Source organism: Alteromonas stellipolaris (genome assembly GCF_001562115.1).
Classification (GTDB): domain Bacteria; phylum Pseudomonadota; class Gammaproteobacteria; order Enterobacterales; family Alteromonadaceae; genus Alteromonas; species Alteromonas stellipolaris.
This window is the reverse complement of sequence record NZ_CP013926.1, coordinates 4,548,122-4,573,622: the sequence shown is the minus strand read 5'-3', so window position 1 is coordinate 4,573,622 and position 25,501 is coordinate 4,548,122. Positions and strand designations below refer to the sequence as shown.

Here is a 25,501-nt window from a genome sequence, read left to right as displayed (position 1 = left end):
GAAGTATAGGCTAGTTATGCAATACCACGTTCTCTAGATGCTGGGTCATTTCAGGCCATACTAGCGCCATCACGTCTTCCCGAAGTGCTTCACACTCTTCAGAGTATTTCAGACTGCCATCTTCTGTAGAGTCTAACCAATGGTTATCTTTTAACGCACTAATAAAGCTAGACAGCACGTTCTTATCGTAAAACTCAGGTGAGCTTAGCCCATAAAGGGTAGATAAGCGTTCTGCCACTTGGCGGCTGGTGCGTTCAAGTGCACCGCGACTAATCACTTTCTCTTTGTCTAAAATAGTCAGTACTACCGCATAACGCTGCAAGGTTTCTTGCATACAACGGCTTAACAACCATGCTGAATGAAACTGTTTTTGCTGAGCATCAGGAGGAAGTAAATCGCCATCTTTAATACGTAGAAGGCCTTGGTCTACTAATGCATCAATAAGCGCATCCGTATGTGTAAGGGCTTCATCTTGAGATAAGTGTAAAAATAGTTCGCGCTGAAGCAGTGGGTATAACGCAGCAATTAACTGGAATACTGTGGCTTTACTTGTGCCTTTATGAGCAAATACACAGGCCATAATTAATCCCGGCAATGCGAATAAGTGCAAGATATTGTTGCGATAGTAGGTGAGATAAACCGCCGACTTAGGTTTGGGGCTGATTAACCGACCATAATCGTCTTCCTCAACCACAAACTTGCCAAGCTTTAAGGTATCGTCGAACAATTCCTTCGCGCTGGCATCCGGAATGGTGGCATCGGCACTGAATGGCACGTTTTTGAACAAACTGATAAAGTCGCCCATCGCTTGTTTAAGCTCAGACTCACTCATAGTTTGTGTTTTTGACGACAGTAAACACAGCGATGTTAACGCCATGCCATTAACCGCTGCTGCGCGATTAATACGTGTCATGACATTGTTGGCCAACTCGTTTACGGCCGGCGTTAGCCATGCAGGCTTTTTCTCTGGCTCAGCATCACGGCAGTCGCGCCAGTTTGGCACATGGGTTTCTAAAAATTGGTTCAGCTGAATAGGCTCACCAAAATTCACATAGCCATGACCGTAGTTTTTAAGCTTGCGGATGGCCGAGAACACTTGCCAGTTAGATTCTTTTTGCTTCTTAGTCCCCTTTAACTCGTTCAGGTAGCTTTTCACTTCCATCACGTTTTCGTAACCAATATAGACTGGTACTAGGCTAACGGGTCTATTCACACCTTTCAGCATGGCTTGAATGGTCATGGCAAGCATGCCTGTTTTCGGTGGGATAAGTCGACCAGTGCGACTACGGCCACCTTCAGGGTAATACTTTACCGAATAGCCTTTGTTGAAAAGTAGCTCTAAGTACTCGCGGAATACCGCGGTATACAACTTGTTCCCGGCAAAGCTACGGCGTAAGAAGAAGGCTCCGCCGCGACGAAAAATTTTACCAACCGGCCAGAAATTTAAGTTAATACCCGCGGCAATATGGGGAGTTACCATGCCTTCATGATAAATCACGTAAGTGAGCAACAGGTAATCCATGTGACTGCGATGACAAGGCACGTAAACAATCTCATGGCCGTTAGCGGCTAATTCGCGAATACGTTCAGAGTGGCCAACACTAATACCATTGTAAATTTTGTTCCAAATACGGGTAAGCAGTCGATCGCCAAAACGAATTAACCCTTCGCGATAATCAGCTGCTATTTCGGTAACGTACGATTGTGCTCTGTCTTTTGACGCTTCATGGGTAATTTTTTTACTGCGAGACTCTTCTGCCATAGCACGGCGCACGGCATCAGAACCGAGTACACTGTTGTTCAACTCTTGGCGCTCTAACAATGTAGGGCCAGTCATGCTCTGGCGCTTACGCTGGAAGTGAGTGCTTGCTACACGCACCAGTTTGTGCGCAATGCTTTTATCACTACCATGTTGGTTTGACATGGCACGAGCCGAAACGGCTTTTGAGTAATTGATAAAATTATCGCGGCCTAAAAACATCACGATAAAGAGTTTTCTCAGCCAACTTGGCGCGGCATTATCGGCAATAAGGTCAGCTAATCCAGGCGTACCTCGCCCAGGCGCTCGGCCCCAAGTTACAAATACCGGAACCACTTGAAGATCTAATTGATGATGGTCTCTGTGCAAATGAAACAAGTCAGTAAATACATCTTCAATACCGGTATCGTCAGCTTGTGAACGAAAAATCGGTTGGGTTTTACGCAGAAACAGCGTAGATGGGTATTCTCTGCCCGCTAACGTAAGCGTATCAGTCGGGCTCGGTAGACCTAGTGCTTCTGTTGACATTCTAAGTGCTAATTGATCGGTTACCGAGTTTGCTGGAAGCAAGTAAACGATGGGCTTCGACTTATCAATGCCAAGCTCAGTCTCTACGTTTACGGGAATGCTGTGGGCTTTAACCAGCAACTTAACAGGATAATGAAATAGCGACAAAAGGGCTTTTCGCATCCACGACATGAATTCTGTAATCCTATGAAATTAAAACGGGAGAAGTGTACCACATCTCGTGCAATGTCATGCAGAGGCCGTGGGGCTGTTTGAAAGAGTCATTAGTATAAATTGTCGCCATAGCATATTGATTGAGCGTGTTTTTACCTACATATCAATTAGTGGCATTGCCTTTGTAATGCATAGCCACGTCACAGCGTTCATAAGAACAACCAAATTTTTGCATGATTTCTTCACAATGAACAAAGCCATTTTTCTTATAAAGATGAATAGCGGCCTCACACTTCTTATTCGTTAAAAGAAATAATGTATTAAAAGCAATGGCAGGGGCGTTATTCAATACATATTGCAACAAGCCTTCGCCTACTTTTAATCCTCTTGCTTCACTGACCACACCCATCTTAGTAAGTTCGAATACCCCTTCCCCTTTTTTCATTAATGCGCATGTGCCTACAATGCCAAAATCGGGATGTTCAGCAAACCAAATGTATCCACCCTTATCGATAATATTACGCTGAGGGTTGCCAATAACGGCCTCATCAACGCTCTCTAAACGAAACATCTTGGTGATCCACTCTCTATTTATGCGGTCAAAGTGGGGGGCTAGCTCGGGGGTATAGTCGAGGTAATGCAACATGACGGAATTAAATACACTGATTAAAGATAGATAAAAGAAAGGTTACTTTATGCCTTAATGCCAAACTTGTCACCTCGGCGTAAACCCAATTAAAGGTAAGGCGCCTATTCACTATTTCCTGTCTAAACAGGCTGTCTAGTTAAACTGACGCTTTCATTTATAACAAAAGTTTAATTTTTATTAATACACCTTTTAATTATTAACAATTATGACTAGAATCCGCTCTAAATAAGAATATCTATCATTTTCAATACTGTTTGAATTATCACTCGAGGAGACTTGCTTGAAACTTGGTAAAGCAACTATTTCTACTGCTGTTCTATTGGCACTTTATGGCACATCTGTTTTGGCTCAAGACACTGTAGCTGAATCAGATGAAAGCGTTGAACGTATTACAGTACGCGGCGCATTCTTTGGTCAACAAGTCGCCACAGCGGTAAAAACCCCAACACTATTGGTTAACGTGCCACAATCTGTATCGGTAGTAAGTGCACAGCAAATTTCAGAACAAGCACTGTTTAGTATTGCCGATGTTATGCAATACACGCCAGGTGTGAGCATTGGGCTGGGTGAAGATCATCGCGATCAGGTGACTATTCGTGGACAGAACACTACTGCCGATTTCTTTGTTGATGGGCTTCGCGACGACGTTCAGTACTTCCGCCCATTATATAATTTAGAACGCGTTGAAATATTACGTGGTGCGAACGCACTTTTATTTGGACGCGGTGGCGGCGGTGGCGTGGTTAACCGTGTGACTAAAGTAGCCAGTACTGCGGAAGACTTCACCACATTGTCAGCAGGTATTGATACCTTTGGCGCTGGCTCTATTAGCGTAGATACCAATAAAGCCATAGATGCCAACAATGCGTTTCGTTTTAATGGTGTGTTCGACAGCATTGATAACCACCGTGATTTTAAAGATGGTGAACGTTACGCATTAAACCCTACCTATACATGGATGGCTAACGACGACACTACGGTGGTGGCATCTTACGAATACGTAAACGATGACCGTTTAGTCGATAGGGGGATTCCTTCATTAGATGGTGCGCCGCTGGAAGGCTATGACGATACCTACTTTGGTGATCCAGACTTCAACAATACTACCCTTGAAGCACATATTGCCCGCATTCGTGTTGATCATTCACTATCGCAAAATTGGAACTTGAACGGTACGGTTCAGTTTGCTGACTATGACAAAGCTTATCAAAACTTGTACCCCGTTAATTTTGATGCTGATGCAGGCACAGTCACGTTAGACGGATATCGTGATACTACAACCCGTGAGAACACGTTGGTTCAATTGAACCTTATTGGGCAGTTTGCCACGGGTGATATTAACCATACCTTGTTGACGGGAATGGAATACGGTAGCCAAGATACAGAAAATGCTCGCCGTGATGCGTTTTTTGCAGACAGTCAAGACGATCAAGTATCCTTCGTGTTTAGTGACCCACTAGTAATTCCTTCAATGACGCTGACCGACCCAGTAAGAGATCGTGCATCTGATGTCACCTTTACCTCAGCGTTTGTTCAAGATGAAATTAAACTTAACGATAATTGGATCGTGGTAGCGGGTCTTCGCTACGACAACTTCGATATCGATGTCGTAGATAGTATTGAAGTGGCTGACGGTGCAGATGATGGCAACAACGGTTTTCTATCAAGTTCTGATTCACAAGTGTCTCCGCGTGCAGGCTTAATTTACAAGCCAGCGGAATCAGTATCGATTTACGCAAGTTACAGCAAATCGTTTTTACCTCGTTCAGGTGATCAATTCCTTTCACTGTCGCTGACAAGCCAAGCGCTAGAAGCTGAAGAGTTTGAAAATAAAGAAATTGGCGTGAAGTGGAATTTATCTGACTCGCTTAGCGTGACAGCAGCGGCATTTGAAGTTGAACGTGAAAACGGCACAGCGCAAGATCCTAACAACCCGGAAGCGTCTATTTTAACCGGTACCGAAACCAAAGGTTTTGAAGTGCAGGTGGTGGGTAAACTTTCAGAACGTTGGGTAATCAATGCTGGTTACAGCAACCTTGATGGCGAAGAAATGGGTCGAATTGTAGATGGCACATTGGCGAACCGCGACTTAGCGCAGCTACCAGAACATATGCTGACGTTATGGAATCAGTATGAAGTAAATGATGAATGGCGTGTTGCATTAGGCGTGATTTATCAATCTGAGCAGTATGCTTCATTAAATAATACGGTTGAGCTACCTGACTTTGTTCGCGTAGACGCTGCACTTTATTACGACTATAGCGAAGACGTTAAAATTCAGCTAAACGTTGAAAACCTATTCGACGAAGATTATTTTCCGTCAGCACATAACGACAACAATATTGCCACCGGCGAGCCGCTTAATGCGCGTTTGAGTTTGCAATATAAGTTTTAGTCACGCTAAATAGTAGTGATATACAAAGCGGCCTTCATGGCCGCTTTTTGCGTTGTGGTTAGGTCAGTATAAAAAACATGCTTTGCAAAGCTTTGTGCTTGTCATTTCCTTTTAGGTGTATATACTTACAGGAACTGTATAGACAGACAGGTCTTTTATGCGCCCACTCACAGCAAGACAAACAGAAGTTCTCGAGCTGATAAAAACAACCATGCTCGAAACTGGCATGCCGCCTACCCGTGCAGAAATTGCCCGTCATTTAGGTTTTCGCTCTGCGAATGCCGCTGAAGAACATTTAAAAGCGTTGGCCCGAAAAGGTGTCATCGAGATTCTTCCAGGTACTTCCCGTGGTATTAAATTGAATATCCCACTTGAAGATGAAGCTCCTGAAGAAGAAGGGCTACCTCTTATTGGCCGAGTGGCTGCGGGCGAACCTATTCTAGCGCAAGAGCATATAGAATCTCATTATAAGGTCGACCCTGCCCTATTTCAGCCTCACGCCGACTTCTTGCTTCGTGTAAGCGGTATGAGTATGAAAGACATAGGTATACTTGATGGTGACTTGTTAGCCGTGCACCGCACTACGGATGTCCATAATGGGCAGGTGGTAGTGGCACGTGTCGATGAAGACGTTACCGTTAAACGCCTTGAAAAGCGTGGCCGTGAAGTGCTACTTCATGCTGAAAATGATGAATTTTCTCCTATTAAGGTCGACTTAGCTTCAGAGCCTTTTTCTATTGAAGGTATTGCCGTTGGTGTTATTCGAAATGCCGATTGGATGTAACTTTTTAGCTATTTAGTAAAGAAAGCGGCTTATAGGCCGCTTTTTTGTATGTTTACCATACCTTGCTTGCACAATAATCTTGTTTAAGCCTCAGAAATACCTTAGAGGCCAGTTGATCCGGTTCCCACATTTTATCTTCTATTTATGTCATCTTTTATAGTACTAACTACCGCTATGTCTGTTATCTATTCTGTTTGAAAAGCATTCAATATTACGTAACTACCTTTTGATTATAAGAAACTTATTACACTTTATATTCGTCGATTTCGTTCAAAATGAGCGTTTCAAACGGCCACATTAATTATCCTTATAACGCCCATACGCTGTGGCGTGATTCATTCCTCTTACTTACAACTTTTGATTAAAAATTAAACGCTGGAATTGTTTTTTCTTAGAAAAGACTAGACTTGTGCGTTTTATTGAGCAATTCTTATACTGTATTTAACAAAATAATAACAATAGCTGCAACTTTGCTTTACAACTAAAGCTGGGCAATTAAGTTAAAAGTTGGATTTCGGGTATCAGTTGCCAGAAGCGCAGCGCATTTATTGCGGTAATGCTTCTGTTATAACGGAGGTGTTGAGTGAAACGAGTAACGACACAAGCGGCGACACAAGCGACAAAGTGGCTTTACGGGCTGCCACTTTTGCTTACCTCACCACTGCTGTTTGCGGATGTAGCAACAGGTGAAGGCTCATCCATGAATTTACGTCGAGGCGCAACCGACATAAGTGGTCAAGTGTACGACCTTCATATGTTGATGTTCTTTATCTGTATCGCCATTGCCGTTGTGGTTTTTGGGGTTATGTTTACCTCAATGTACTTACACCGTAAATCCAGAGGAGCGAAGCCTGCTCACTTCCATGAAAATGTAAAAGTTGAAATTGCGTGGACAGTAGTACCTTTCATCATTCTTATTCTTATGGCTATTCCCGCCGCTAAAACCCTTATTGCGATGGAAGATACCAGTGAGCCCGATCTTACTGTTGTCGTTACAGGTTCTCAGTGGAAGTGGCATTACCGATACATGGACAGAGATGTTGAGTTCTATTCGTTAATGGCGACTCAGCGAGAACAAATTGAAAACAAATTCGAGAAAGGCACGAATTATTTGCTTGAGGTCGACCGTCCACTGGTGATCCCCACAGGGCAAAAAGTGCGCTTTCTTATTACTTCAGATGACGTTATTCACTCTTGGTGGGTTCCAGATTTTGCGGTGAAAAAAGATGCTAATCCAGGGTTTATTAATGAATCTTGGGCAAAGGTGAACGAGCCTGGTATTTATCGCGGGCAGTGCGCCGAGCTTTGCGGAAAAGATCATGGCTTTATGCCGGTAGTGGTTATCGCAAAAGAACCTGCCGAATTTGATGCGTGGATGAACGAGCAAGAAGAAGCCGCTCGCCAAGCGAAAGAAGAAGAGCAACGTTTACTGTCGATGAATATGTCGATGGATGAACTAATGAAGGAAGGTAAGCGAGTTTATAACGCCACCTGTGCAGCTTGCCATATGCCTAATGGGGAAGGGTTGCCCGGTGTATTTCCTGCGCTTAAGGGCAGTGAAATGGTACTTGAAGACCAAACTGCACATATCGATATTGTGTTGAACGGTAAAACCGGCACGGCGATGCAGGCGTTCGGAAAAATGTTAAGCCTAAAAGACATTGCGGCTGTGGTGACCTACGAACGAAATGCGTGGGGCAATAATACGGGCGATATGGTGCAGGCCAAAGATGTTAATGCTGTCGTAAATGGAAACTAGGAGTGCGTAATGAGTAAAGCAACTGATGTCATTGCGCCGGATACCGCGGCGCATCACGAAGATCATGACCATCATAGCCATATTCCAAAAGGAATAACTCGATGGTTGTTTACCACTAACCATAAAGATATAGGCACCTTGTATTTATGGTTCGCCTTTATCATGTTTTTAATTGGCGGCGCCATGGCAATGGTGATCCGTGCTGAGCTTTTTCAGCCTGGATTACAAATTGTTGAGCCAAATTTCTTTAATCAAATGACGACTGTACATGGTCTTATCATGGTGTTTGGTGCAGTAATGCCAGCCTTCACAGGGCTAGCAAATTGGCTGATTCCAATGATGATAGGGGCACCAGATATGGCCCTGCCGCGAATGAATAACTGGAGTTTCTGGATATTACCCGGAGCCTTCCTGATCCTACTTAGTTCGCTCTTTTTAGAGGGCGGCGGCCCAGCATTTGGGTGGACCTTCTATGCACCGCTTTCCACCACTTACAGTGGCGACTCTACGGCTTTGTTTGTGTTCTCGGTACATATCATGGGTATTTCATCCATCATGGGGGCGATTAACGTAATAGTGACCATTTTCAACATGCGTGCCCCTGGCATGACATGGATGAAAATGCCTTTATTCGTCTGGACTTGGCTTATTACTGCTTTCTTACTTATTGCAGTAATGCCGGTGTTGGCGGGGGCGGTCACCATGGTGCTGACGGATAAGTTTTTTGGCACCAGCTTTTTTGATGCAGCAGGTGGCGGCGACCCCGTTATGTTCCAGCATATATTCTGGTTCTTTGGGCATCCCGAGGTATACATAATGATATTGCCAGCCTTTGGCATTATCTCTCAAATTGTCCCTACGTTTTCCCGCAAGAAACTGTTTGGCTATGCCTCTATGGTATACGCCACAGGCTCTATTGCGCTGCTGTCTTTTGTGGTGTGGGCTCACCATATGTTTACTACCGGTATGCCGGTGTATATGGAAATGTTCTTCATGTTTGCCACCATGCTTATTTCGGTGCCAACGGGCGTGAAGGTCTTCAACTGGGTGGCGACTATGTGGCGGGGCTCCCTTACCTTTGAAATGCCCATGATGTTTGCCATTGCGTTTATCGTATTGTTTACCATTGGGGGCCTGTCAGGGTTAATGCTGGCTATCGTACCCGTCGATTTCCAATACCACGACACCTATTTCGTGGTCGCACACTTCCATTACGTGCTGGTAACCGGTGCCATCTTCTCGATCATGGCTGCGGTGTATTACTGGTTACCCAAGTGGACAGGAAAAATGTACCACACGGGGCTAGCAAAATGGCATTTCTGGTGCTCACTAGTGTCGGTGAATGTGCTGTTCTTCCCTATGCACTTTGTGGGTCTGGCAGGAATGCCACGTCGTATTCCTGACTACGCCTTGCAATTTGCTGATTTTAACAAATGGATAAGCCTAGGTGGATTTGCCTTTGGGTTGTCGCAGCTTATCTTCTTAGCGTTGTTGATTAAGGCCTGTAAGAAGCAAGGTGAGCCAGTATCTGCTCAAGTGTGGGAAGGTGCTGAGGGACTAGAGTGGGAAATTCCTTCTCCTGCACCCTATCACACCTTTGAAACGCCGCCTGTTGTTAAGTGAAAGTGAGATAAGCAATACAGGCAAAATAGTCGCTAAATTGTGGTGATGTATCAGCACAAAAAGTAGGCACGGGAGATAACCATGACACAAATAAATGCAAACAACAAAATGGTGATAAGACTCGTCGTTATTGTGTTTGGCATGTTTGGTTTTGGTTTCGCCCTAGTGCCACTATACGATGTGTTTTGCGATGTAACCGGGATAAACGGCAAAACCGAAAATACTGCAGCGGTATATGAGTTTATTGAAATAGATGAAAGCCGTGAGGTGACGGTGGAGTTTATCACCCGCACGAATACCGGTATGCCTTGGGAGTTTCGCGCACAAACTACCCGTATGAAAGTGCATCCAGGAGAGCTTAATACGGTGTCGTTTTACGTTAGAAACCCTGCATCTAACAACATGATGGCGCAAGCTATTCCGTCTGTTTCACCAGGTATGGCAGCGCTATATTTAAATAAAACGGAATGCTTTTGCTTTAATCAGCAACCTTTAAGTGCGGGGGCTGAGGCGTATATGCCCATGCAGTTTTATGTCGACCCACAGCTTCCTGAAGAAATTAGTTATTTTACTGTGCAATACACCTTGTTTGATGTGACCGCGCGCGCGAGTGATATGAAAACAAAACCGAATCCCTACATGGTCCCTCAACCTGAAAGTGGTAAATAACAGGTATTGGGATAAGGAGAGAGTAATGCAGCAAGAATATCAGAAATACTATGTACCAGCCCAAAGCCCATGGCCAATTGTAGGTGCGGTGGCGCTATTTTTAATTGCCGTTGGCGCGGGCAACTTTGTAATTGAAGCCACTAAAGGTGAATCAGGCTATGGAGGTTATACACTTCTCGCTGGGTTTGTCGTATTAATGGTGATGTTGGTTGGCTGGTTTAAAAACCAAATTGATGAGTCTATGTCTGGGCTTTATAGCGACCAATTAGGGCGCTCATACCGACAGGGAATGAGTTGGTTTATCTTCTCTGAAGTTATGTTTTTTGCCGCCTTCTTTGGCGCACTCTATTACGCCCGATTCATTTCAGTGCCTTGGTTAGGCGGTGCATCAAATAACGCAATGACTAACGAGGTGTTATGGCCCACGTTTGAAGCCATGTGGCCACTAGTCTCTACCCCTGGGGGCATCACTACGCAAGAAATGAGTGCTGTTGGTTTACCCACGATTAATACAGTTATTTTACTTATATCATCGGTCACATTGCACTTTGCTCATGTTGGTTTAGAGCAGAACAAACGCAAGCAACTCACCGTCATGTTAGGCGTTACTATCTTGTTGGGAATTGGATTTTTATTTTTACAAGTTGAAGAGTACGTTCACGCCTACCGCGACCTAGGGCTAACGCTACAGTCAGGCATTTACGGTAATACCTTTTTCATGCTGACGGGCTTTCACGGTATGCACGTGACGCTTGGCACCATCATTCTGATTGTTATGTTTTTTAGAGTGCTAAAAGGGCATTTTACTCCGCATAACCACTTTGCCTTTCAAGCCGGAAGTTGGTATTGGCACTTTGTTGATGTGGTGTGGGTGATGCTTTATATCTTTGTTTACGTTTTATAAATGCCGATTAAAAAATGCCGTCAAACCCTAGTAAGGTCGAGGGTTTGGCGTAATTAAACCGGTGCCGATTGCCACTAAAATTAAAATCACAATGATGGCAGAAGTGAGCACCCTGCGACCGATGTATTTACTCATTGGACCGTCTTTGGGATCGTTTTTCATCATGACTCGCATGGCCATAAAAAGGTTAACGATCATGAAAAGTACCAACGCAACCAAGATTATTTTTATCAACATATAAACCTCAATAGTAGTGTGCAGGTTGGCCAAATGAATCAGGTGAGAGCATCCAAATTAATCGCTATCGTCATTACCAGTTTATGTGTAATGGCGATGTGTAGCTTGGGGTTCTGGCAACTAGACCGAATGGCACAAAAGCAACAACGCATAGCTAGCATAACCGAAAAACAGGGGAAAGAAAGCTTGTCGCTCATCGATGCCCTTTCAATGAAAGCGCCCGAAGATCGAATCGTTTCTTTTGAAGGTACGCCAAACGGCGACAAGGTGTTATTGCTCGATAACCAAATACATGAACAACGGGTAGGTTACGATGTATTGGCGCCAGTGCAGACCAACGCAGGGTGGGTTTTGGTTAACTATGGTTGGTTGCCTGCACCAGATTTATCGCGCTCGCTACCGGCTGTCAAAATTAGTCACCACTCACAACAATTTGAAGGGGTGGTGAGTCAGCCCAGTCATAACCCGTTAGTAAAAGAAACGCTTACATCAGCATCACGCTTTCCGGCACGTATTCAGCAAATTTCAATCAGTACCGCCAGTGAATTGCTATCACTTAACTTATTACCTTATGTAGTAGTACTTACTTCAAAGAATGACCTTTTTGTTAGGCGTTATAACAGTGTTGTCATGCCGCCTGAAAAGCATTTGGGTTATGCCATTCAATGGTTTGGTCTTGCTATCGCAGCCGCCTTGATTGGCGGTTTCGCAATTATGAAAAAAGGACGTCAATATGAGTAATCCGGCCTCGAAGAAAACCTTAATTATCATGGTCGCCGTGTTCGTGCTACCAGTGATTCTAGCTAAGCTTGCGTTAGAAAATGACTGGTTCAACCAAGGTGCTACAAATAAAGGAGCGTTGCTGCAGCCTACCATTGATGTTTCATCGCATTTAGAAGGCACTGAGCCGAAATGGCGCTTGTTGTATGTATTGCCAGAAAACTGTGATGCGATTTGTGAAAATGCATTGTTTAGCATTAACCAAGTATGGCTGGCGTTAGGCAAAGAGTCTGACAGGGCACAAGCTTTAGTTTTGTTCACTGGAAAAAGTGATGTAACAGCACTAGAGCAACTATCTGAGTACGCCAACGTGCATACCTTGAGCGTCAGCGATGCGCCTATCACCAACCTTAAACAGCAAAGCGTGTACATCGTCGATACCTTAAATAATGCCATGTTGTATTACCAAATAGACAGTGACAGAAGCACTGCTGTAATGGAAAGCCGAAGCATGCTGGCTGACATTAAAAAGCTTCTGAAACTGTCCCGGATTGGGTAGGAGATGCCATGAAAAAGCTGGTGTTGTTTAGTCTTTTTCTTGCCGCAGTAGTCATCATTTTAGGGGCCTATACTCGCCTTACCGACGCTGGCTTAGGCTGCCCTGATTGGCCGGGATGCTACGGTAACCTTACCGTGCCATTAAGCGATGCGAAAGTTGCTGCGGCCAATACGGCGTTTCCAGAGCGCCCTGTGGAGGCGCACAAAGCATGGAACGAAATGATTCACCGCTATTTTGCAGGGGCATTAGGGCTATGTATTTTGGCCATTGCTATTATCGCGATAAGGCAGCGCCACAAGGGCACGCCCGTTAAACTTCCTTTATTGTTGCTTGGGCTTGTGATTTTTCAAGCGGCATTAGGGATGTGGACAGTCACCCTTAATTTATTGCCAGTGGTGGTAATGGGGCATTTATTAGGTGGCTTTACCGTACTTAGTTGCTTATTTGTACTTTACTTACGCCTTAGAAAGCACAGCGCAGTTAGCTTGCAACTACATAAAAGCCATGCTGCTCAATCGGTAAGTGATGACGGCTATTATCCTCGTCAAAGTAACACGCTGACTACAACGGCATTTATAGGTATGGTCATTTTAGTCGGTCAAATAGCGTTAGGTGGCTGGACATCGGCCAACTATGCAGCCCTCGCCTGTACCGATATGCCAATTTGTGAGCCTGGCTGGCAGCAGCGGTTGGATTTCCAAGGCGCATACAGTGTGCCTGAAGCACAAAACTATGAGTTTGGCGCACACAATTATGGTGAGCGAGCCACCATGCATATCGTGCATCGGTTCGGCGCTGCCATTACCTTTATTTACCTTACGGTATTGGCTTTCATGTGGCTACGAAGCAGCAGGTTGCCACCTTCTGTAAAGAGGGGATGTGTACTTATGATTGGGGTGCTATGTGTGCAGGTCGCGCTTGGTCTAAGTAACGTTTTGTTTAGTTTACCTTTGTTTATCGCAGTGTCGCACAATGCAGTTGCCGCCATGCTATTACTCACATTGATATGGCTGACGTGGTCAGTTGCTCCTTCAACCTCTTCTTTCTCCTACTCTACTGGAGGTCATCATGGCTAAATCTATCCCTTTAAATAACGCTGTTGCAGCTAAGCACTCGCCAATCTCGCAAACAAAGAGCAACTCGCACGCAAAAATCACCTGGCGTGACTATTACGAAATGACAAAGCCCAATGTGGTGATGCTACTTTTACTCACGGCGTTAGTGGGGATGTGCCTAGCCTCGCCGGGCTGGGTAGATGTCACAGCGTTGGTGTGTGGATTACTCGGTATTGGTATGTTGTCGGCGTCAGCCGCAGTGATTAATCATGTGGTCGACCACAAAATCGATAGCCAAATGGCACGTACTTTTAATCGTCCTGTGGCGAAAGGCAAAGTGAGTATCGCTAAAGCATCATGGTTTGCTGCGGGCCTTGGCGTAATGGGCTTTGTTGTATTGAGTTTATGGGTGAACATGCTTACCGCTTGGCTTACCCTTGCTAGCTTAGTGGGCTATGCCGTGGTGTATACCATGTTTCTAAAACGGGCCACGCCGCAAAACATTGTGATTGGTGGTATTGCAGGTGCCGCACCGCCGCTTCTTGGCTGGACCGCTGTCACCGGTGAAATTCATGCGCATGCGTTGTTGTTAGTACTCATTGTGTTTACGTGGACCCCACCACATTTTTGGGCATTAGCTATTCATCGTGAAAAAGATTATGCGAAAGCGAAAGTGCCCATGCTACCGGTTACCCATGGGGTAGAATTTACTAAAACCTCGGTGCTACTTTATACCGTGTTACTTAGCTTGGTATGCCTATTGCCTTACTTGGTGGGCATGAGTGATTTAATTTACCTTATTGGCTCTTCGCTTTTAAATATTGGGTTTATGTATTATGCGGTAAAACTAAAATTTGCCGCCACTAGTCAAACGGCGATGAAAACTTTTAAGTTCTCAATTGTTCATCTCATGGTATTGTTTGTAGTATTGTTGCTTGATCACTACGTACCACTGAGTTTATGAACCGACGGATTTTTGTAGGCGTTGTTGCATTATTAGCATTATTGACTGGGGTGTTTGGGGCAATTTATTTGTCGCCAACGGGGCAGTCTAATGGCAGCTCTCCCGAATATTTTCAGGCTTATCCTGAGCCTCGCGCCATTGCTCCTTTCTCGCTGACAGACAGTAAAGGGAATGAATTTAACCAAGCTTCGCTAGAGAATCAGTGGAGTTTGTTATTTCTTGGCTACACGTTTTGCCCCGATATCTGCCCGACTACGATGGCCGAACTGAACAGCATCTACCCACAAATGCAGGCTATTGAGTCTGAATTTCCAATTAAAGTGGTGTTTATTTCTATCGATCCTAACCGTGACTCAATAGCACGACTAGACGAGTACATTAGCTACTTTAACCCTAATTTCATTGCCGCGACTGGAGAACATAAAGCCTTATTTCCCTTCGCTAGAAACTTGGGCATGATGTACGCCATTGCTGAAAGTACAGACAACCCTAATTATCTTGTCGATCATAGTGCATCTGTAATACTTATTAATCCTAAAGCACAGGTGATAGGGCGTTTTAAACCAAAACGTGAACCTGGAAAGTTGTCGATTAGTGACGCACAGCAAATTCTCAATGATATGCCAGGGATTACATCATCATTTAATTTAAACTCGGCACTATAGGTGGGTATGGGAGGCATGGATATAAAAATCCGACAAGGTCTTGTGTCTGATGCTAGCCAAGCGGTGCCCTTGTTATTAAGTGCCGCTGAAGATCTATTGGTTTCCGTTTTTGGCAATGGTGATACAAGGCATACTCTCGATTTTTTAACCCATGCATGGAAAGGTAAGTATGGGCAATATGGCTGCAATAATCACTGGGTTGCGGTAGTCGATGACGCTGTTGTAGGTGTCATTACGGCGTGGCATACCAAGTTGGGGCCAGTATTTGACCGTGCTTCGTTAGATAGCATTACCACCTTCTACAGCCTAGATGATGCGATGGCAGTACTAATGCGCAATCAAGCTGTTGCTGTAGGCTTAACCCCTCCAAGTGCGACAGAGCTTATGCTAGGTCACGTAGCGGTAGATAGCATTGCTCGGCGCGGCGGAATCGGCAGGGCTATGATTGACCACATGCGTGATTATGCCATAGAACTTAACAAGCAGGCATTGGTGCTAGACGTGCAAATTAGTAATATTGCTGCCATTCGGTTTTATCAAAACGTTAATTTTAAAGAGCAGTCAGTGAACGGCACTTTTGTGCGTTTTGTTCATGCACTTTCAGGTTAACTAATCTGGGTAATTTCCGTTCTTATCTGCAACAAAAAATGGCTGAGAATACCAATAGTACCTGCCTGATTGAGAATTTGAGGGCGCGGTACAATTTACTCGCGAACGGCCTACAGGAAGTACTTGAGTAATACTGAAGGTAATAGCGTTGCCTTCAACGCTCGTTTCAACGGGTGAGCCTGAAAAGAAACAATTTACTTGGCTTAAGCGTACATCATCGCCCTTAATAGTTAGCGTTATAGAAGGGAGTATCGAGTCGTCACTAGAACCTTGCACCCTATCTCGATTTACCTCGGGAATATGCTCACCTTCAAAGCTGGTCGATAATACCGGCATAGCAATACTGTTTAGTTTGGTTTTTAGTGTTTTTAAGTTGGCATAAGGACCTGCTGCGGGAAAGCGAGGTAAAGCTTGAAAGTGACTGTGAGGGCCTATAGCGCCTGAGTGTTGCCCGAACGCAATGTAGCCTTCTTGGGCAAGCTTATCTGCTAGCTTTTGGTTGAACTCACCAAAAGGATAGGCCAAATATTTAAGCGACTCCCCAATTTTGCTATCAATAATGGCTTCTGCGTCAGCAACATTCTGCCATACCCTTTCAAGCCAAGCTTCATCGCTAGTTTCGCTATCAGCACCATTGTTAGACGTTCTTCCATCAAGCATATGCAAGTGATCAAGTGTATGGTTAGCAAAGGTTACACCATCGTTATGCATCGCCTTAACTTGTTCCCAAGTAAGCTGGCTTCTATTGCTGCCAATTTCCCCTGGGTTAATAAATATTGTGTAAGGGAATCCCATATCAACCATGATGGGGTGGGCATTTTTGAGAATATTTTCATAGCCATCGTCGAAGGTAACGACCACGGTATTGGAAGGCAGCGGTGTGCTATCTAAAATAGCGTTAACCACTTTTGCTAAAGGTAAAACAGTGTGGTGTTGTTTTAAATACGTCATGTGTTGCTTGAACATATCAGGCGATATACTGGTGCTTTTCGGCGTGTTGTCAGACACATGATGGTAAAGCAAAATAACACCGTTTTGAGTAAGAATTTCACGGGTAGGCTGCGTAGTGGTATCAGTAGCAGCCAGACTATAGCCAGAAAAGCAAATAAGAGAGCAGAGTGCTAACCAGCGTTGTCGGTTGCCTTTCATTTGCGCCAAAGCAGCGTCACATTTAATCCACGAAATGATATTGAAAGGCATGATAAACTTCATGTTTTCTCCGAGTTGAAGTTGATTTAATAGCGGTGCTTTTTACTGCGCGTCAGCACGGCGTTCTAATAATGCAGAGACTATAATTAATGCAAAAGCGAGTGCAAACAGACAAGCAATCTCTACGCCAACCTGAGTCGTTCTGGCGCGATCATACACGCTTACTCACACTAGCGCTGCCCATGATTTTGGCCAATATTACCACCCCTTTGTTAGGTTTGGTGGATACGGCTGTTTTGGGGCATATGTCTGCACCTGCTATGTTAGCCGGTGCGGCAGTTGGTGCGCTTATTCTTACCCAAATTTACTGGGTGTGTGGTTTTCTGCGTATGTCTTCAACGGGTTTAAGCGCACAGGCAAGAGGGCATAAAGATGCCACACTTTCCTCTGCCAAAGTGCTTTGGCAAACCCTTGCTGTCGCCTCAATTTTAGGGCTGTGTTTACTCGTATTACAAGAGCCTGTACTCACAGCTGGGCTAGCATTGGCTAGCCCATCAGATGCAGTGGCGGTGCATTTAACTGAGTACTACCAGGTTAGGGTGTGGGGCGCGCCAGCGGCTATGCTGAACTTAGCCCTTATCGGCTATTTGGTGGGCCAGCAAAAAACGAGAACGGTGATGGTCATCCAGATAGTGGGTAATCTCGTAAATGCTGGGCTAGATATCACCTTTGTTTTCGGGCTGTCGATGTCGGTGGCAGGCGTTGCCTTAGCCAGTATTATTGCTGAGTACGCCATGGCATTTATGGCTTTGTATGTTGCACTAAAACAGGTGCGGGGTATTACCCCAGAAGCGAGCTGGTTTAATCGAGCAGCACGAAAAATATTAATGAAACTCAATACTGACATGCTGCTGCGTAACTTAGCATTACAAGCCTGCTTAGCGTTTTTGACTATACAAGGTGTACGGTTTGGCGAAATGCCAGCGGCGGTGAATGCAATTCTACTGCAGTTTTTCGTATTAATAGCGCTAGGATTAGACGGGGTCGCCTATGCAGTAGAAGCGCTGGTGGGCGAAGCGAAAGGAGCAAACAATGCCGCAGAAATAAAGCGCAGAACATACCAAGGTTTGTTTTGGTCATCGCTGTTTGCAATAGGCTATAGTGCTATCTTCTTTTTTGGCGGGCACGGCATAATAAGTCTGCTCACTGAGCATCAAAATATTGTGAGTGCAGCGGTAACCTACCTTCCATTAATGGTTATTTTGCCGCTACTAGCACATTGGTGTTTTTTGTACGACGGAGTATTTGTTGGCCTTACGAAGTCATCTTCTATGCGCGATACCATGATTATTAGTGCTATTGCGGTATATTTCCCCGTGTGGTTTTTTACCCAGTCCCTCGGTAATGTCAGCTTGTGGTACGCATTGCTCGCGTTCCTACTTGCCCGTGGTATTACGCTTGGATGGAGCTTTGAACGGTTAAGTAAGCACAATGCATTGTGTGACAGCTAACCTAAGCCATGCAACCCCGACTAAGCTAAGCAGCTACATTACTTAGCAGCCTCGATAGGCAGAAATACATCGGTGATAGCTTCATGGGCAGCTACGTTGGGAAAAAAGCGAATACGCTCTAAAAAAATGGGAAAGTCTCTAAGTTCAAATTGCGTATCTGGCAACCACTGGTGATATAAGGCGTGTACTACCGCCCCTAATTCTGCATCGGTGCCAATATGGCGGACTTTAGCGCAGTATCCTTCAGGTATGGTAGTGGTGGTAACGCTAGAATGATTTGTATCTGTAGACGGACATGTTTCTATAGCGTCGCTTGTTTTCACGGGCGTACTACTTGGCGTAACAATTAGCGTGCTACTTGGCATAAGAATTTGGCACGCCACACCAAACCGGTACGATTCAGGCGGCGTGTTGTCAGGGTCATCGTACAGCACGTTGAAAGTGCGGCTGGTAGAAGGTGGTAGCTTGTTTTCTCTTCTCCATGTAATGAATTCACTTACCGTGCTCATAACTTGGCTTGGCGGCCCAACATGCATCATCAGCGCAATGTCTACAGCCGGAAATTGAATGACTGATACATCAAGTTGATGATTTTCAGAGGCGCCACTTTCAGGCGCGCTATTTACGTTGTCATGTGAGGTGTTCATAAGTACCGAAGATCCTTTTTCGCTAGATATTACTAGCGAGGTAATTTGCGGGCTTTGATGTAGTGCTTCAACCTTGGGTGTTTTTCTAAAGCTTGAAGGCGACTGGTTGTAATGCTTTTTAAAGGCTTTGGCATAGCTTTCATGTGAACCAAACCCTGCTTCTATTGCAATATCCAGTATGCGTTTTTGAGGCCGAAACGCTAATTTATAGGCACTTTCGTGCAGTCGAAGCTGCCTAGCGTAGGCGCCAATGTTAATACCGAACTTGGCGTTAAATGCGCGATGAAGATGGTACTCAGAGGTACACGCAAGGGAGGCAAGTCGACTAAGATCACTGGCAAGCTCGGGCGCTTTTAATATGGCCTCGGCAACCTTATCAAGACGTAGATATAAAGGGTTCATTCGTTACTAGCGTTATCTAGATTAAGCAAACAATACAAATTTGAATCAAAAAATACCCGACTATTTTTGCGGTATTGCCTTTTGCACTACAAAATAGGTATGAAACTCGGGTAGCTGCTCGTATTCAATGTGCCGGATAAAGCAGTCGGCTTCGATAATATGGCGCACATAGCCGTTGATACCGAGTGAAGCGTAATAGATTTCAGGCCCCATTGTGGTATTGGTGTGTTCGCCCGGTTCGTCCACACCGCCGCAGCTAAATATAAATACGCCACCTGGCTGCAGCGCATTACACAGTTTAGTAATTAATGCAGCTTGGCTTTGCAGTGGTACATGCCACAGGCAGTCCCATGCGCTAATGAAACGGTACTGATGGGGCAAATCGAAGGTACAAATATCACCAAAATAAAACGTGTTGTTGGGGTGCTTTTCTCTGGCTAATGCCAGCATTTTCTTCGAAATATCAATGCCTTCTACCACAAGCTTGTTGTCATGCAGCAAATCAATAAATCTACCTGTGCATCCACACCCCACATCAAGGGCTAAGGACGAAAGACTCGACGTTGCCGGGGGCGCGTCAGTTTTTGATGCAAAAACGTCTAGAAATGATAGGGCAGTTTTATGCTGAGCAATGCCATTGTTACGATTAAACTCTGGGCGAGTCCAGCGCTGGGTAATTTGATCGTAAGCAAGGCCAGTTTCTGTAGGTGTCATGGTTGCTTACCTATTCTGAGTAGTCGCCCGCCAGTGGTGTACTGACGAGCTTATCGTAGATGTTTATAACAGCTCAAGGCTGTCTATACGCTCAAGGCTGTATACAAACTCTCGGCTATTTTTTGACAAAGTGCGTCGCACATAGTTTGTTGCCGGAAGGGTCACGTAAGTACGCTAAGTACAACTGGCGCTCTTCGGTACCGCGAATGCCGGGAGGATCTTCAACCGGAACGCCGCCATTGGCTGCGCCCACTTTATGCCATTCATCAACAAGCCCAGGGTTTGCAGCAGCAAGACCAATCGTAGAGCCGTTACCGTGGGTAGCGGCTTCGCCATTAATTGGTTTGGTAAGGGCTAATACACCTTTTGGGGTGAAGTAGAAAACACGACCGTGTTCATCGTAAACGCCTTCATCGTATCCAAATACCGCAAGAGAGGCATCGTAAAATTTCTTCGACGCTTCAATGTCGTTCGCGCCAATCATTATATGACTAAACATAGCATTTCCTTTTTCATAGGCAAAATATTGTTATCTGATTATTCTAGCGCCATTTTCACAGCCTCAGCAGCGTGAAGTGCTGTTGTATCGTAAAGAGGCATATCAGTGTCTGACTGCTTCACCAACAAGGCAATTTCGGTGCACCCTAAAATAACGGCTTGCGCACCTTGTGCTTTTAATTTGTTGATAATATCAATATACGCGTCACGGGATTTTTCACAAATAACCCCTTTGCATAATTCCTCATAAATAATCTTATGCACAACTAATCTGTCTTCACTGCTTGGTACGACTACATCTAAATCAAACTGTTGCGCTAATCGTTCGCTATAAAAAGCTTGCTCCATGGTGAATTGAGTGCCTAACAAGCCCACCTTTTTAACCTTGTTTTCACACAGAGCCACGCCGGTGGCATCGGCAATATGCAGTAAAGGAATGGCGACTGCGCTTGCTACCTGCGCAGCAACCTTGTGCATGGTGTTAGTACATATGAGCAGAAAATCGGCCCCAGCATCTTCTAATGACTGTGCGGCGTGCTTTAGCGCATCGGCGGCTTTATCCCACTCGCCGCTGCGCTGAAAAGCTTCTATCTCGGCAAAATCAACCGAGTACAGGCATATTTTTGCACTGTGTAGCCCACCGAGTTGGCTATTTACCAGCCGATTAATGGCTTGATAATAGCTCACTGTCGACTCCCAACTCATACCACCAATTAGCCCAATGGTTTTCATTTTAAGCCCCTATAAAAAGCACGGCAAACACGGATCAAAAACCGTCATAAACATATCGTTAAAAATAAGCAATATCAGATTTTAAATACTAGATTACGTGTAATCAGCAACCTAATACAAGGTCATTGGACGAGAGTGTTAACAAATGCGTGTAAGGTAAAAGGTGAGTGCAAAAAGCGAGAGATATACGACTAATCGTCTTTAAAACTAGGGGGGATTTTTTTGTCTTTTAGAAAAGCGAAACGCTGCATGAAGATGCCTACATAACCAGACATGGCAATAACGAAGCCTACAAGCAAAGTGGTAAGAGAATAATAGTAAAGGAATGTACTAAGATGACTTATCGCGAAAAGCTGCACAACGCCAGCAACGAACAAGGCAAGGCCTAATTTAAATCGTCGCCAGCTTTTGTGCACATCAAACATAAGTGAGATACAACATCTTAGTAGTAAGAATGCTCACCGGCTTCATGTTCAGTGGCATCACGAACACCGTTTAGTTCTCCAGCAAACTGTTCAAGCATTTGCTTTTCAATGCCGTCTTTCAACGTAACATCAACCATTGAGCAACCGTTACAGCCGCCGCCAAACTGAAGAATAGCAAAGCCATCTTCGGTAAGTTCAGCCAACATTACCTGGCCGCCATGGCTAGCAAGTTGAGGATTGATTTCAGCTTCAATCATGTATTTTATGCGTTCAACCAATGGCGCGTCATCAGCGACTTTGCGTGCTTTAGCATTTGGTGCCTTAAGCGTAAGCTGTGAACCCATTTGATCAGTAACATAATCAATTTCTGCTTCATGTAAAAATGGAACACTTTCTTCATCTACCACTGCATTGAAGCCATTGAACTCTAGGCGAGTATCCGTTTCTTCAACAGCATCTGGCGGACAATAGGACACGCCACACTCGGCGCTCGATGTGCCCGGATTTACGACGAATACACGAATATTTGTGCCAGTCTCTTGTTTATCCAACAGTTTTACGAAGTGAGCCTGGGCTTCTTCTGATATAGTAATCATCAGTAAGTCCTATTAATTAAAAATTTGGTTTATGATAACAAATTTACCTGACTAAAACAGTCAAGTATTGACTAGTTTCGATGTAACCGCATAACGACAAGACGGAAATCACTATGCTCGCAACTTTGGTTCGCACCGCCACAATCTCGAATTTCCCAAAATGGCTTGCGCCATTTGTAGTGTTAACCGCCTTGTGCGTATCAGATTCGGTAAATGCCAATATGGTCGCCCTCGATAAGGGCGGAAAACCGGTTCAGGCCTATTTACCAACCGATGTGACCTATAATCCAGATATTCCTACGCCAGAATCAGTACTGGGTGCGAACATTGGTCAATGGCATGTGCGTCATGATCAACTCACGCACTACATGCGTGTACTGGCTGACCATTCCGACCGCATTTCATTAGAAGTCACCGGAAGAACCCATGAAAATCGTGAGTTGTTGCTACTTACCATTACTGCGCCATCGAATCGCCCTAACATAGAAAGCATGCGAACTGCGCATATTAATGCCATGAATTCAGGCATTAAAGTAACAGCCGATGCCCCACTTATTTTCTATATGGGCTACAGCATTCACGGTAATGAGCCTTCAGGCTCTAATGCTGCGTTAGCCCTAGCTTACTACTTAGCCGCTGGGCAAGGTGCACCCATCGATGCGTTACTGAACAACAATATTGTGCTGTTAGACCCATCTTTCAACCCCGATGGGTTATCTCGTTTCGCACAGTGGGCCAATATGCACAAAGGAAAGCAACTTGTTACAGACAGTAATAACCGTGAACATGATGAAGGATGGCCATCAGGGCGCACGAACCACTATTGGTTTGACTTAAATCGTGACTGGTTGTTGTTGGCTCACCCTGAGTCGCAAGCGCGTATAAAGCAATTTCACCGCTGGCGCCCGCATATTCTTACCGACTTTCATGAAATGGGCACCGATAGCACCTACTTTTTTCAACCAGGTGTACGCTCGCGTAAAAACCCGATCACGCCGGATGAAAACGTAACTTTAACGGAAGCGTTAGCGGCTTATCATGCCAAAGCATTTGATAAACAAGGGAAGCTGTATTTCTCGGAAGAGGCATTCGACGACTTTTATGCCGGTAAGGGCAGTACCTACCCTGATTTACATGGCAGCATAGGTATCTTATTCGAACAAGCGAGTTCTCGCGGACACTTGCAAGAATCTATCAATGGCCCATTGGCATTTTCTACTACCATATCGAATCAAATTACAACGTCGTTGAGTACCTTTGAAGGTGCCCTTGCCAATAAGCCAGCTATTTTAGATTATCAGTCTGCTTTTGTTAAAGACACGCAAGCACTAGCACAAGACGGTGATATAAGCGGTTACATTGTGGGAGAATCGAATGATAGCGGTAGATTTAACGCTATGTTGTCGCTGCTTAATCAACACAACATTAAGTTCGAAGTTGTCAGCAAAGATTCCGAAATAGGCAAACAAACCTTTAGCGCCAATCGTGCTATCTATATTCCTGCCGCCCAAGCGCAGTATCGACTTATTACGTCCATATTCTCAACCCAAACCTCGTTTGAAAATAACACCTTCTACGATGTGTCATCGTGGAACATGGCGATGGCATTTAATTTGCCGTTTGAAGCAGTTGAAAAGCGTGATGCGCGAAGCGTTAAAACGGCTGCCAATGCACAATTAGCAATGCCAGTGCTTAGCGATTCGTTACCTGCTAATGCCTATGCGTACGCTTTTTCATGGGAAGACTACTACGCGCCAGCCTTGCTTCAATCGTTATTAGAAGCAGGGGTAAGTGTAAGAAGTAGCGAAAATGCGTTTGAAGCTAAGCTTGTTAATAATCAGCGTCATACATTTACCTCCGGAAGCATTGTTATTCCTACGGGATTAGCACAGCCTGATAACTTACTTAGCTTGTTGACGGAACACGCGAGTGCATTAAATATTCCGGTTTACGCACTGGCCAGTGGGTTAACGCCAACGGGCAGTGACATTGGAAGCCGTTCAATACAGCCTATTTCAGCCCCTAAAGTACTGTTAGTGGGAGGCGAGGGCACAAGCCAGTATGAAGTGGGTGAAATGTGGCACTATTTTGATACCCGAGTGGGGCTGCCGGTTAGTATTGTGGAGCAACAAAAGCTAGGTAATGCGCTACAGTCAGGCTATACCCATATTGTGTTTGCCAGCGGCCGCTATTCGCTGTCGAATGATACGAGAGATGCACTGTCTACTTGGGTTGAAAATGGCGGTGTGTTAATTGGACAAAAATCTGCGCTTCGTTATTTTGCCGCCAACGAATGGTTAAACGCCGATATTTTAAAACAAGAAGAAATAGACAGTGAGTTTGATGAAGATAAACTGACATTTGGCGATAAATCGGCGTTATATGCAAGAAAGTTAGTGGCAGGCGCGGTTTATGAAGCTGAGATTGATATTACCCATCCACTTTTTTACGGTTATACCGACACCACATTGCCAATGTTCAAAACCAGCAATATGGTGGTGAACAATTACTACACGCCATTCACTACGCCAGCGCGTTATACCTCAGCGCCATTACTGGCTGGTTTCAGTGATGAAAAATTGGTGAAACTTATTGCCGAAACCCCTGCTGTGATAACCACAAAGCAAGGTAAAGGTGTGGTGATTGGGTTTACCGACAATACGCAATTTCGAGGGTATTGGTATGGCACGAACAAAATGTTGAGTAATGCTATTTATCAGTCTGGCTTTCTTAAGTAGCTAATTTTTATTTAGCTAATGCTTAAATAGCTAACTTTGATTAGACAATAAAAGGTA

Annotated in this window: 24 protein-coding genes; 14 read left to right on the top strand and 10 right to left on the bottom strand. The window is 44.8% G+C overall.

Translation table 11 applies throughout. The annotated features are described in order from the left end of the window. Window positions 1–10: 10 nt before the first annotated feature. Both plsB and AVL57_RS19380 read right to left on the bottom strand, forming a co-directional pair. Window positions 11–2,458: a glycerol-3-phosphate 1-O-acyltransferase PlsB gene (plsB, locus tag AVL57_RS19385; protein WP_057795158.1), complete on the bottom strand. Its 2,448-nt coding sequence runs from the start codon at window positions 2,456–2,458 to the stop codon at window positions 11–13. 145 nt (window positions 2,459–2,603) lie between these two features. Next, the gene (locus AVL57_RS19380) at window positions 2,604–3,011 is read right to left on the bottom strand and encodes a GNAT family N-acetyltransferase (protein ID WP_082605008.1); all 408 of its coding nucleotides are present in this window, start codon (window positions 3,009–3,011) and stop codon (window positions 2,604–2,606) included. A 358-nt stretch (window positions 3,012–3,369) separates the two neighbouring features. On the opposite strand from AVL57_RS19380, the gene AVL57_RS19375 reads away from it, so the two are divergent. The 6 genes from AVL57_RS19375 to AVL57_RS19350 all read left to right on the top strand — a co-directional run bounded on the left by AVL57_RS19375 (window position 3,370) and on the right by AVL57_RS19350 (window position 11,223). Then, window positions 3,370–5,484: a TonB-dependent receptor gene (locus AVL57_RS19375; RefSeq protein WP_057795162.1), complete on the top strand. Its 2,115-nt coding sequence runs from the start codon at window positions 3,370–3,372 to the stop codon at window positions 5,482–5,484. A 157-nt stretch (window positions 5,485–5,641) separates the two neighbouring features. After that, the gene (gene lexA / locus AVL57_RS19370) at window positions 5,642–6,268 is read left to right on the top strand and encodes a transcriptional repressor LexA (protein ID WP_057795164.1); all 627 of its coding nucleotides are present in this window, start codon (window positions 5,642–5,644) and stop codon (window positions 6,266–6,268) included. A 583-nt stretch (window positions 6,269–6,851) separates the two neighbouring features. Continuing rightward, window positions 6,852–8,027, top strand: a complete 1,176-nt coding sequence (gene coxB / locus AVL57_RS19365; protein WP_434800252.1) for a cytochrome c oxidase subunit II — start codon at window positions 6,852–6,854, stop codon at window positions 8,025–8,027. 9 nt (window positions 8,028–8,036) lie between these two features. Then, window positions 8,037–9,650, top strand: a complete 1,614-nt coding sequence (gene ctaD / locus AVL57_RS19360) for a cytochrome c oxidase subunit I (protein ID WP_057795166.1) — start codon at window positions 8,037–8,039, stop codon at window positions 9,648–9,650. Between the two features lie 81 nt (window positions 9,651–9,731). Continuing rightward, complete coding sequence (locus tag AVL57_RS19355; protein WP_057795168.1) at window positions 9,732–10,319, top strand: cytochrome c oxidase assembly protein; 588 nt, start codon at window positions 9,732–9,734, stop codon at window positions 10,317–10,319. A 25-nt stretch (window positions 10,320–10,344) separates the two neighbouring features. Beyond that, on the top strand, window positions 10,345–11,223 hold the full coding sequence (locus AVL57_RS19350; protein WP_057795171.1) for a cytochrome c oxidase subunit 3: 879 nt from the start codon (window positions 10,345–10,347) through the stop codon (window positions 11,221–11,223). Window positions 11,224–11,250: 27 nt separating this feature from the next. Here the strand turns inward: AVL57_RS19350 and AVL57_RS19345 are convergent, their stop codons facing one another. Further along, a complete protein-coding gene (locus AVL57_RS19345; protein ID WP_057795172.1) occupies window positions 11,251–11,460 on the bottom strand; it encodes a DUF2909 domain-containing protein in 210 nt (69 codons plus the stop codon). Window positions 11,461–11,493: 33 nt separating this feature from the next. On the opposite strand from AVL57_RS19345, the gene AVL57_RS19340 reads away from it, so the two are divergent. From AVL57_RS19340 to AVL57_RS19315, 6 genes are read left to right on the top strand one after another with little or no spacing between them, the layout of a single operon-like run. Continuing rightward, window positions 11,494–12,201 carry an SURF1 family protein gene (locus AVL57_RS19340; RefSeq protein WP_057795174.1) on the top strand — a complete coding sequence of 236 codons (708 nt, stop codon included), beginning with the start codon at window positions 11,494–11,496 and terminating at the stop codon, window positions 12,199–12,201. Continuing rightward, window positions 12,194–12,739, top strand: coding sequence for a redox-active disulfide-containing membrane protein (locus tag AVL57_RS19335; RefSeq protein ID WP_057795176.1), 546 nt, complete (start codon window positions 12,194–12,196; stop codon window positions 12,737–12,739). The genes AVL57_RS19340 and AVL57_RS19335 overlap by 8 nt, the downstream gene beginning before the upstream one ends. Before the next feature lie 8 nt (window positions 12,740–12,747). Continuing rightward, window positions 12,748–13,815, top strand: coding sequence for a COX15/CtaA family protein (locus tag AVL57_RS19330; protein WP_057795178.1), 1,068 nt, complete (start codon window positions 12,748–12,750; stop codon window positions 13,813–13,815). Beyond that, window positions 13,808–14,758 carry a heme o synthase gene (gene cyoE / locus AVL57_RS19325; RefSeq protein ID WP_167542091.1) on the top strand — a complete coding sequence of 317 codons (951 nt, stop codon included), beginning with the start codon at window positions 13,808–13,810 and terminating at the stop codon, window positions 14,756–14,758. Before AVL57_RS19330 ends, cyoE begins: the two co-directional genes overlap by 8 nt. Next, window positions 14,755–15,423, top strand: a complete 669-nt coding sequence (locus tag AVL57_RS19320; RefSeq protein WP_057795180.1) for an SCO family protein — start codon at window positions 14,755–14,757, stop codon at window positions 15,421–15,423. Before cyoE ends, AVL57_RS19320 begins: the two co-directional genes overlap by 4 nt. Before the next feature lie 15 nt (window positions 15,424–15,438). Next, window positions 15,439–16,032: a GNAT family N-acetyltransferase gene (locus AVL57_RS19315; RefSeq protein ID WP_057796508.1), complete on the top strand. Its 594-nt coding sequence runs from the start codon at window positions 15,439–15,441 to the stop codon at window positions 16,030–16,032. Here AVL57_RS19315 and AVL57_RS19310 read toward each other — a convergent pair whose 3' ends face one another. Further along, on the bottom strand, window positions 16,033–17,244 hold the full coding sequence (locus AVL57_RS19310) for a polysaccharide deacetylase family protein (protein WP_057795182.1): 1,212 nt from the start codon (window positions 17,242–17,244) through the stop codon (window positions 16,033–16,035). Between the two features lie 179 nt (window positions 17,245–17,423). On the opposite strand from AVL57_RS19310, the gene AVL57_RS19305 reads away from it, so the two are divergent. Then, complete coding sequence (locus AVL57_RS19305; protein ID WP_231751199.1) at window positions 17,424–18,692, top strand: MATE family efflux transporter; 1,269 nt, start codon at window positions 17,424–17,426, stop codon at window positions 18,690–18,692. Window positions 18,693–18,730: 38 nt separating this feature from the next. On the opposite strand, the gene AVL57_RS19300 is transcribed toward AVL57_RS19305, so the two are convergent. The 6 genes from AVL57_RS19300 to nfuA form a co-directional block, all read right to left on the bottom strand. Further along, window positions 18,731–19,741 carry an AraC family transcriptional regulator gene (locus tag AVL57_RS19300; protein WP_057795186.1) on the bottom strand — a complete coding sequence of 337 codons (1,011 nt, stop codon included), beginning with the start codon at window positions 19,739–19,741 and terminating at the stop codon, window positions 18,731–18,733. Between the two features lie 60 nt (window positions 19,742–19,801). After that, window positions 19,802–20,455, bottom strand: coding sequence for a class I SAM-dependent methyltransferase (locus tag AVL57_RS19295; RefSeq protein ID WP_057795188.1), 654 nt, complete (start codon window positions 20,453–20,455; stop codon window positions 19,802–19,804). Window positions 20,456–20,570: 115 nt separating this feature from the next. Next, complete coding sequence (locus AVL57_RS19290; protein WP_057795190.1) at window positions 20,571–20,954, bottom strand: VOC family protein; 384 nt, start codon at window positions 20,952–20,954, stop codon at window positions 20,571–20,573. A gap of 38 nt (window positions 20,955–20,992) precedes the next feature. Next, window positions 20,993–21,685, bottom strand: coding sequence for an aspartate/glutamate racemase family protein (locus tag AVL57_RS19285; protein WP_057795192.1), 693 nt, complete (start codon window positions 21,683–21,685; stop codon window positions 20,993–20,995). Window positions 21,686–21,876: 191 nt separating this feature from the next. Beyond that, a complete protein-coding gene (locus AVL57_RS19280) occupies window positions 21,877–22,110 on the bottom strand; it encodes a hypothetical protein (RefSeq protein ID WP_057795194.1) in 234 nt (77 codons plus the stop codon). A 17-nt stretch (window positions 22,111–22,127) separates the two neighbouring features. Continuing rightward, on the bottom strand, window positions 22,128–22,706 hold the full coding sequence (gene nfuA / locus AVL57_RS19275; RefSeq protein ID WP_057795196.1) for a Fe-S biogenesis protein NfuA: 579 nt from the start codon (window positions 22,704–22,706) through the stop codon (window positions 22,128–22,130). 113 nt (window positions 22,707–22,819) lie between these two features. Here nfuA and AVL57_RS19270 point away from each other — a divergent pair, with 113 nt between their 5' ends. Beyond that, on the top strand, window positions 22,820–25,444 hold the full coding sequence (locus AVL57_RS19270) for a M14 family metallopeptidase (protein ID WP_057795198.1): 2,625 nt from the start codon (window positions 22,820–22,822) through the stop codon (window positions 25,442–25,444). Window positions 25,445–25,501 lie beyond the last annotated feature (57 nt).

Bases quoted from the DNA above. Each gene is read 5' to 3' on its own strand.
- AVL57_RS19320 (WP_057795180.1), top strand. From the start codon at position 14,755: ATGAACCGACGGATTTTTGTAGGCGTTGTTGCATTATTAGCATTATTG.
- AVL57_RS19335 (WP_057795176.1), top strand. From the start codon at position 12,194: ATGAGTAATCCGGCCTCGAAGAAAACCTTAATTATCATGGTCGCCGTG.
- AVL57_RS19330 (WP_057795178.1), top strand. From the start codon at position 12,748: ATGAAAAAGCTGGTGTTGTTTAGTCTTTTTCTTGCCGCAGTAGTCATC.
- AVL57_RS19280 (WP_057795194.1), bottom strand. From the start codon at position 22,110: ATGTTTGATGTGCACAAAAGCTGGCGACGATTTAAATTAGGCCTTGCC.
- AVL57_RS19380 (WP_082605008.1), bottom strand. From the start codon at position 3,011: ATGTTTCGTTTAGAGAGCGTTGATGAGGCCGTTATTGGCAACCCTCAG.
- plsB (WP_057795158.1), bottom strand. From the start codon at position 2,458: ATGTCGTGGATGCGAAAAGCCCTTTTGTCGCTATTTCATTATCCTGTT.
- AVL57_RS19305 (WP_231751199.1), top strand. From the start codon at position 17,424: ATGATTTTGGCCAATATTACCACCCCTTTGTTAGGTTTGGTGGATACG.
- ctaD (WP_057795166.1), top strand. From the start codon at position 8,037: ATGAGTAAAGCAACTGATGTCATTGCGCCGGATACCGCGGCGCATCAC.
- cyoE (WP_167542091.1), top strand. From the start codon at position 13,808: ATGGCTAAATCTATCCCTTTAAATAACGCTGTTGCAGCTAAGCACTCG.
- AVL57_RS19355 (WP_057795168.1), top strand. From the start codon at position 9,732: ATGACACAAATAAATGCAAACAACAAAATGGTGATAAGACTCGTCGTT.
- nfuA (WP_057795196.1), bottom strand. From the start codon at position 22,706: ATGATTACTATATCAGAAGAAGCCCAGGCTCACTTCGTAAAACTGTTG.
- AVL57_RS19345 (WP_057795172.1), bottom strand. From the start codon at position 11,460: ATGTTGATAAAAATAATCTTGGTTGCGTTGGTACTTTTCATGATCGTT.
- AVL57_RS19350 (WP_057795171.1), top strand. From the start codon at position 10,345: ATGCAGCAAGAATATCAGAAATACTATGTACCAGCCCAAAGCCCATGG.
- AVL57_RS19285 (WP_057795192.1), bottom strand. From the start codon at position 21,685: ATGAAAACCATTGGGCTAATTGGTGGTATGAGTTGGGAGTCGACAGTG.
- AVL57_RS19315 (WP_057796508.1), top strand. From the start codon at position 15,439: ATGGATATAAAAATCCGACAAGGTCTTGTGTCTGATGCTAGCCAAGCG.
- AVL57_RS19270 (WP_057795198.1), top strand. From the start codon at position 22,820: ATGCTCGCAACTTTGGTTCGCACCGCCACAATCTCGAATTTCCCAAAA.
- AVL57_RS19290 (WP_057795190.1), bottom strand. From the start codon at position 20,954: ATGTTTAGTCATATAATGATTGGCGCGAACGACATTGAAGCGTCGAAG.
- AVL57_RS19340 (WP_057795174.1), top strand. From the start codon at position 11,494: ATGAATCAGGTGAGAGCATCCAAATTAATCGCTATCGTCATTACCAGT.
- AVL57_RS19295 (WP_057795188.1), bottom strand. From the start codon at position 20,455: ATGACACCTACAGAAACTGGCCTTGCTTACGATCAAATTACCCAGCGC.
- AVL57_RS19300 (WP_057795186.1), bottom strand. From the start codon at position 19,741: ATGAACCCTTTATATCTACGTCTTGATAAGGTTGCCGAGGCCATATTA.
- lexA (WP_057795164.1), top strand. From the start codon at position 5,642: ATGCGCCCACTCACAGCAAGACAAACAGAAGTTCTCGAGCTGATAAAA.
- AVL57_RS19310 (WP_057795182.1), bottom strand. From the start codon at position 17,244: ATGAAGTTTATCATGCCTTTCAATATCATTTCGTGGATTAAATGTGAC.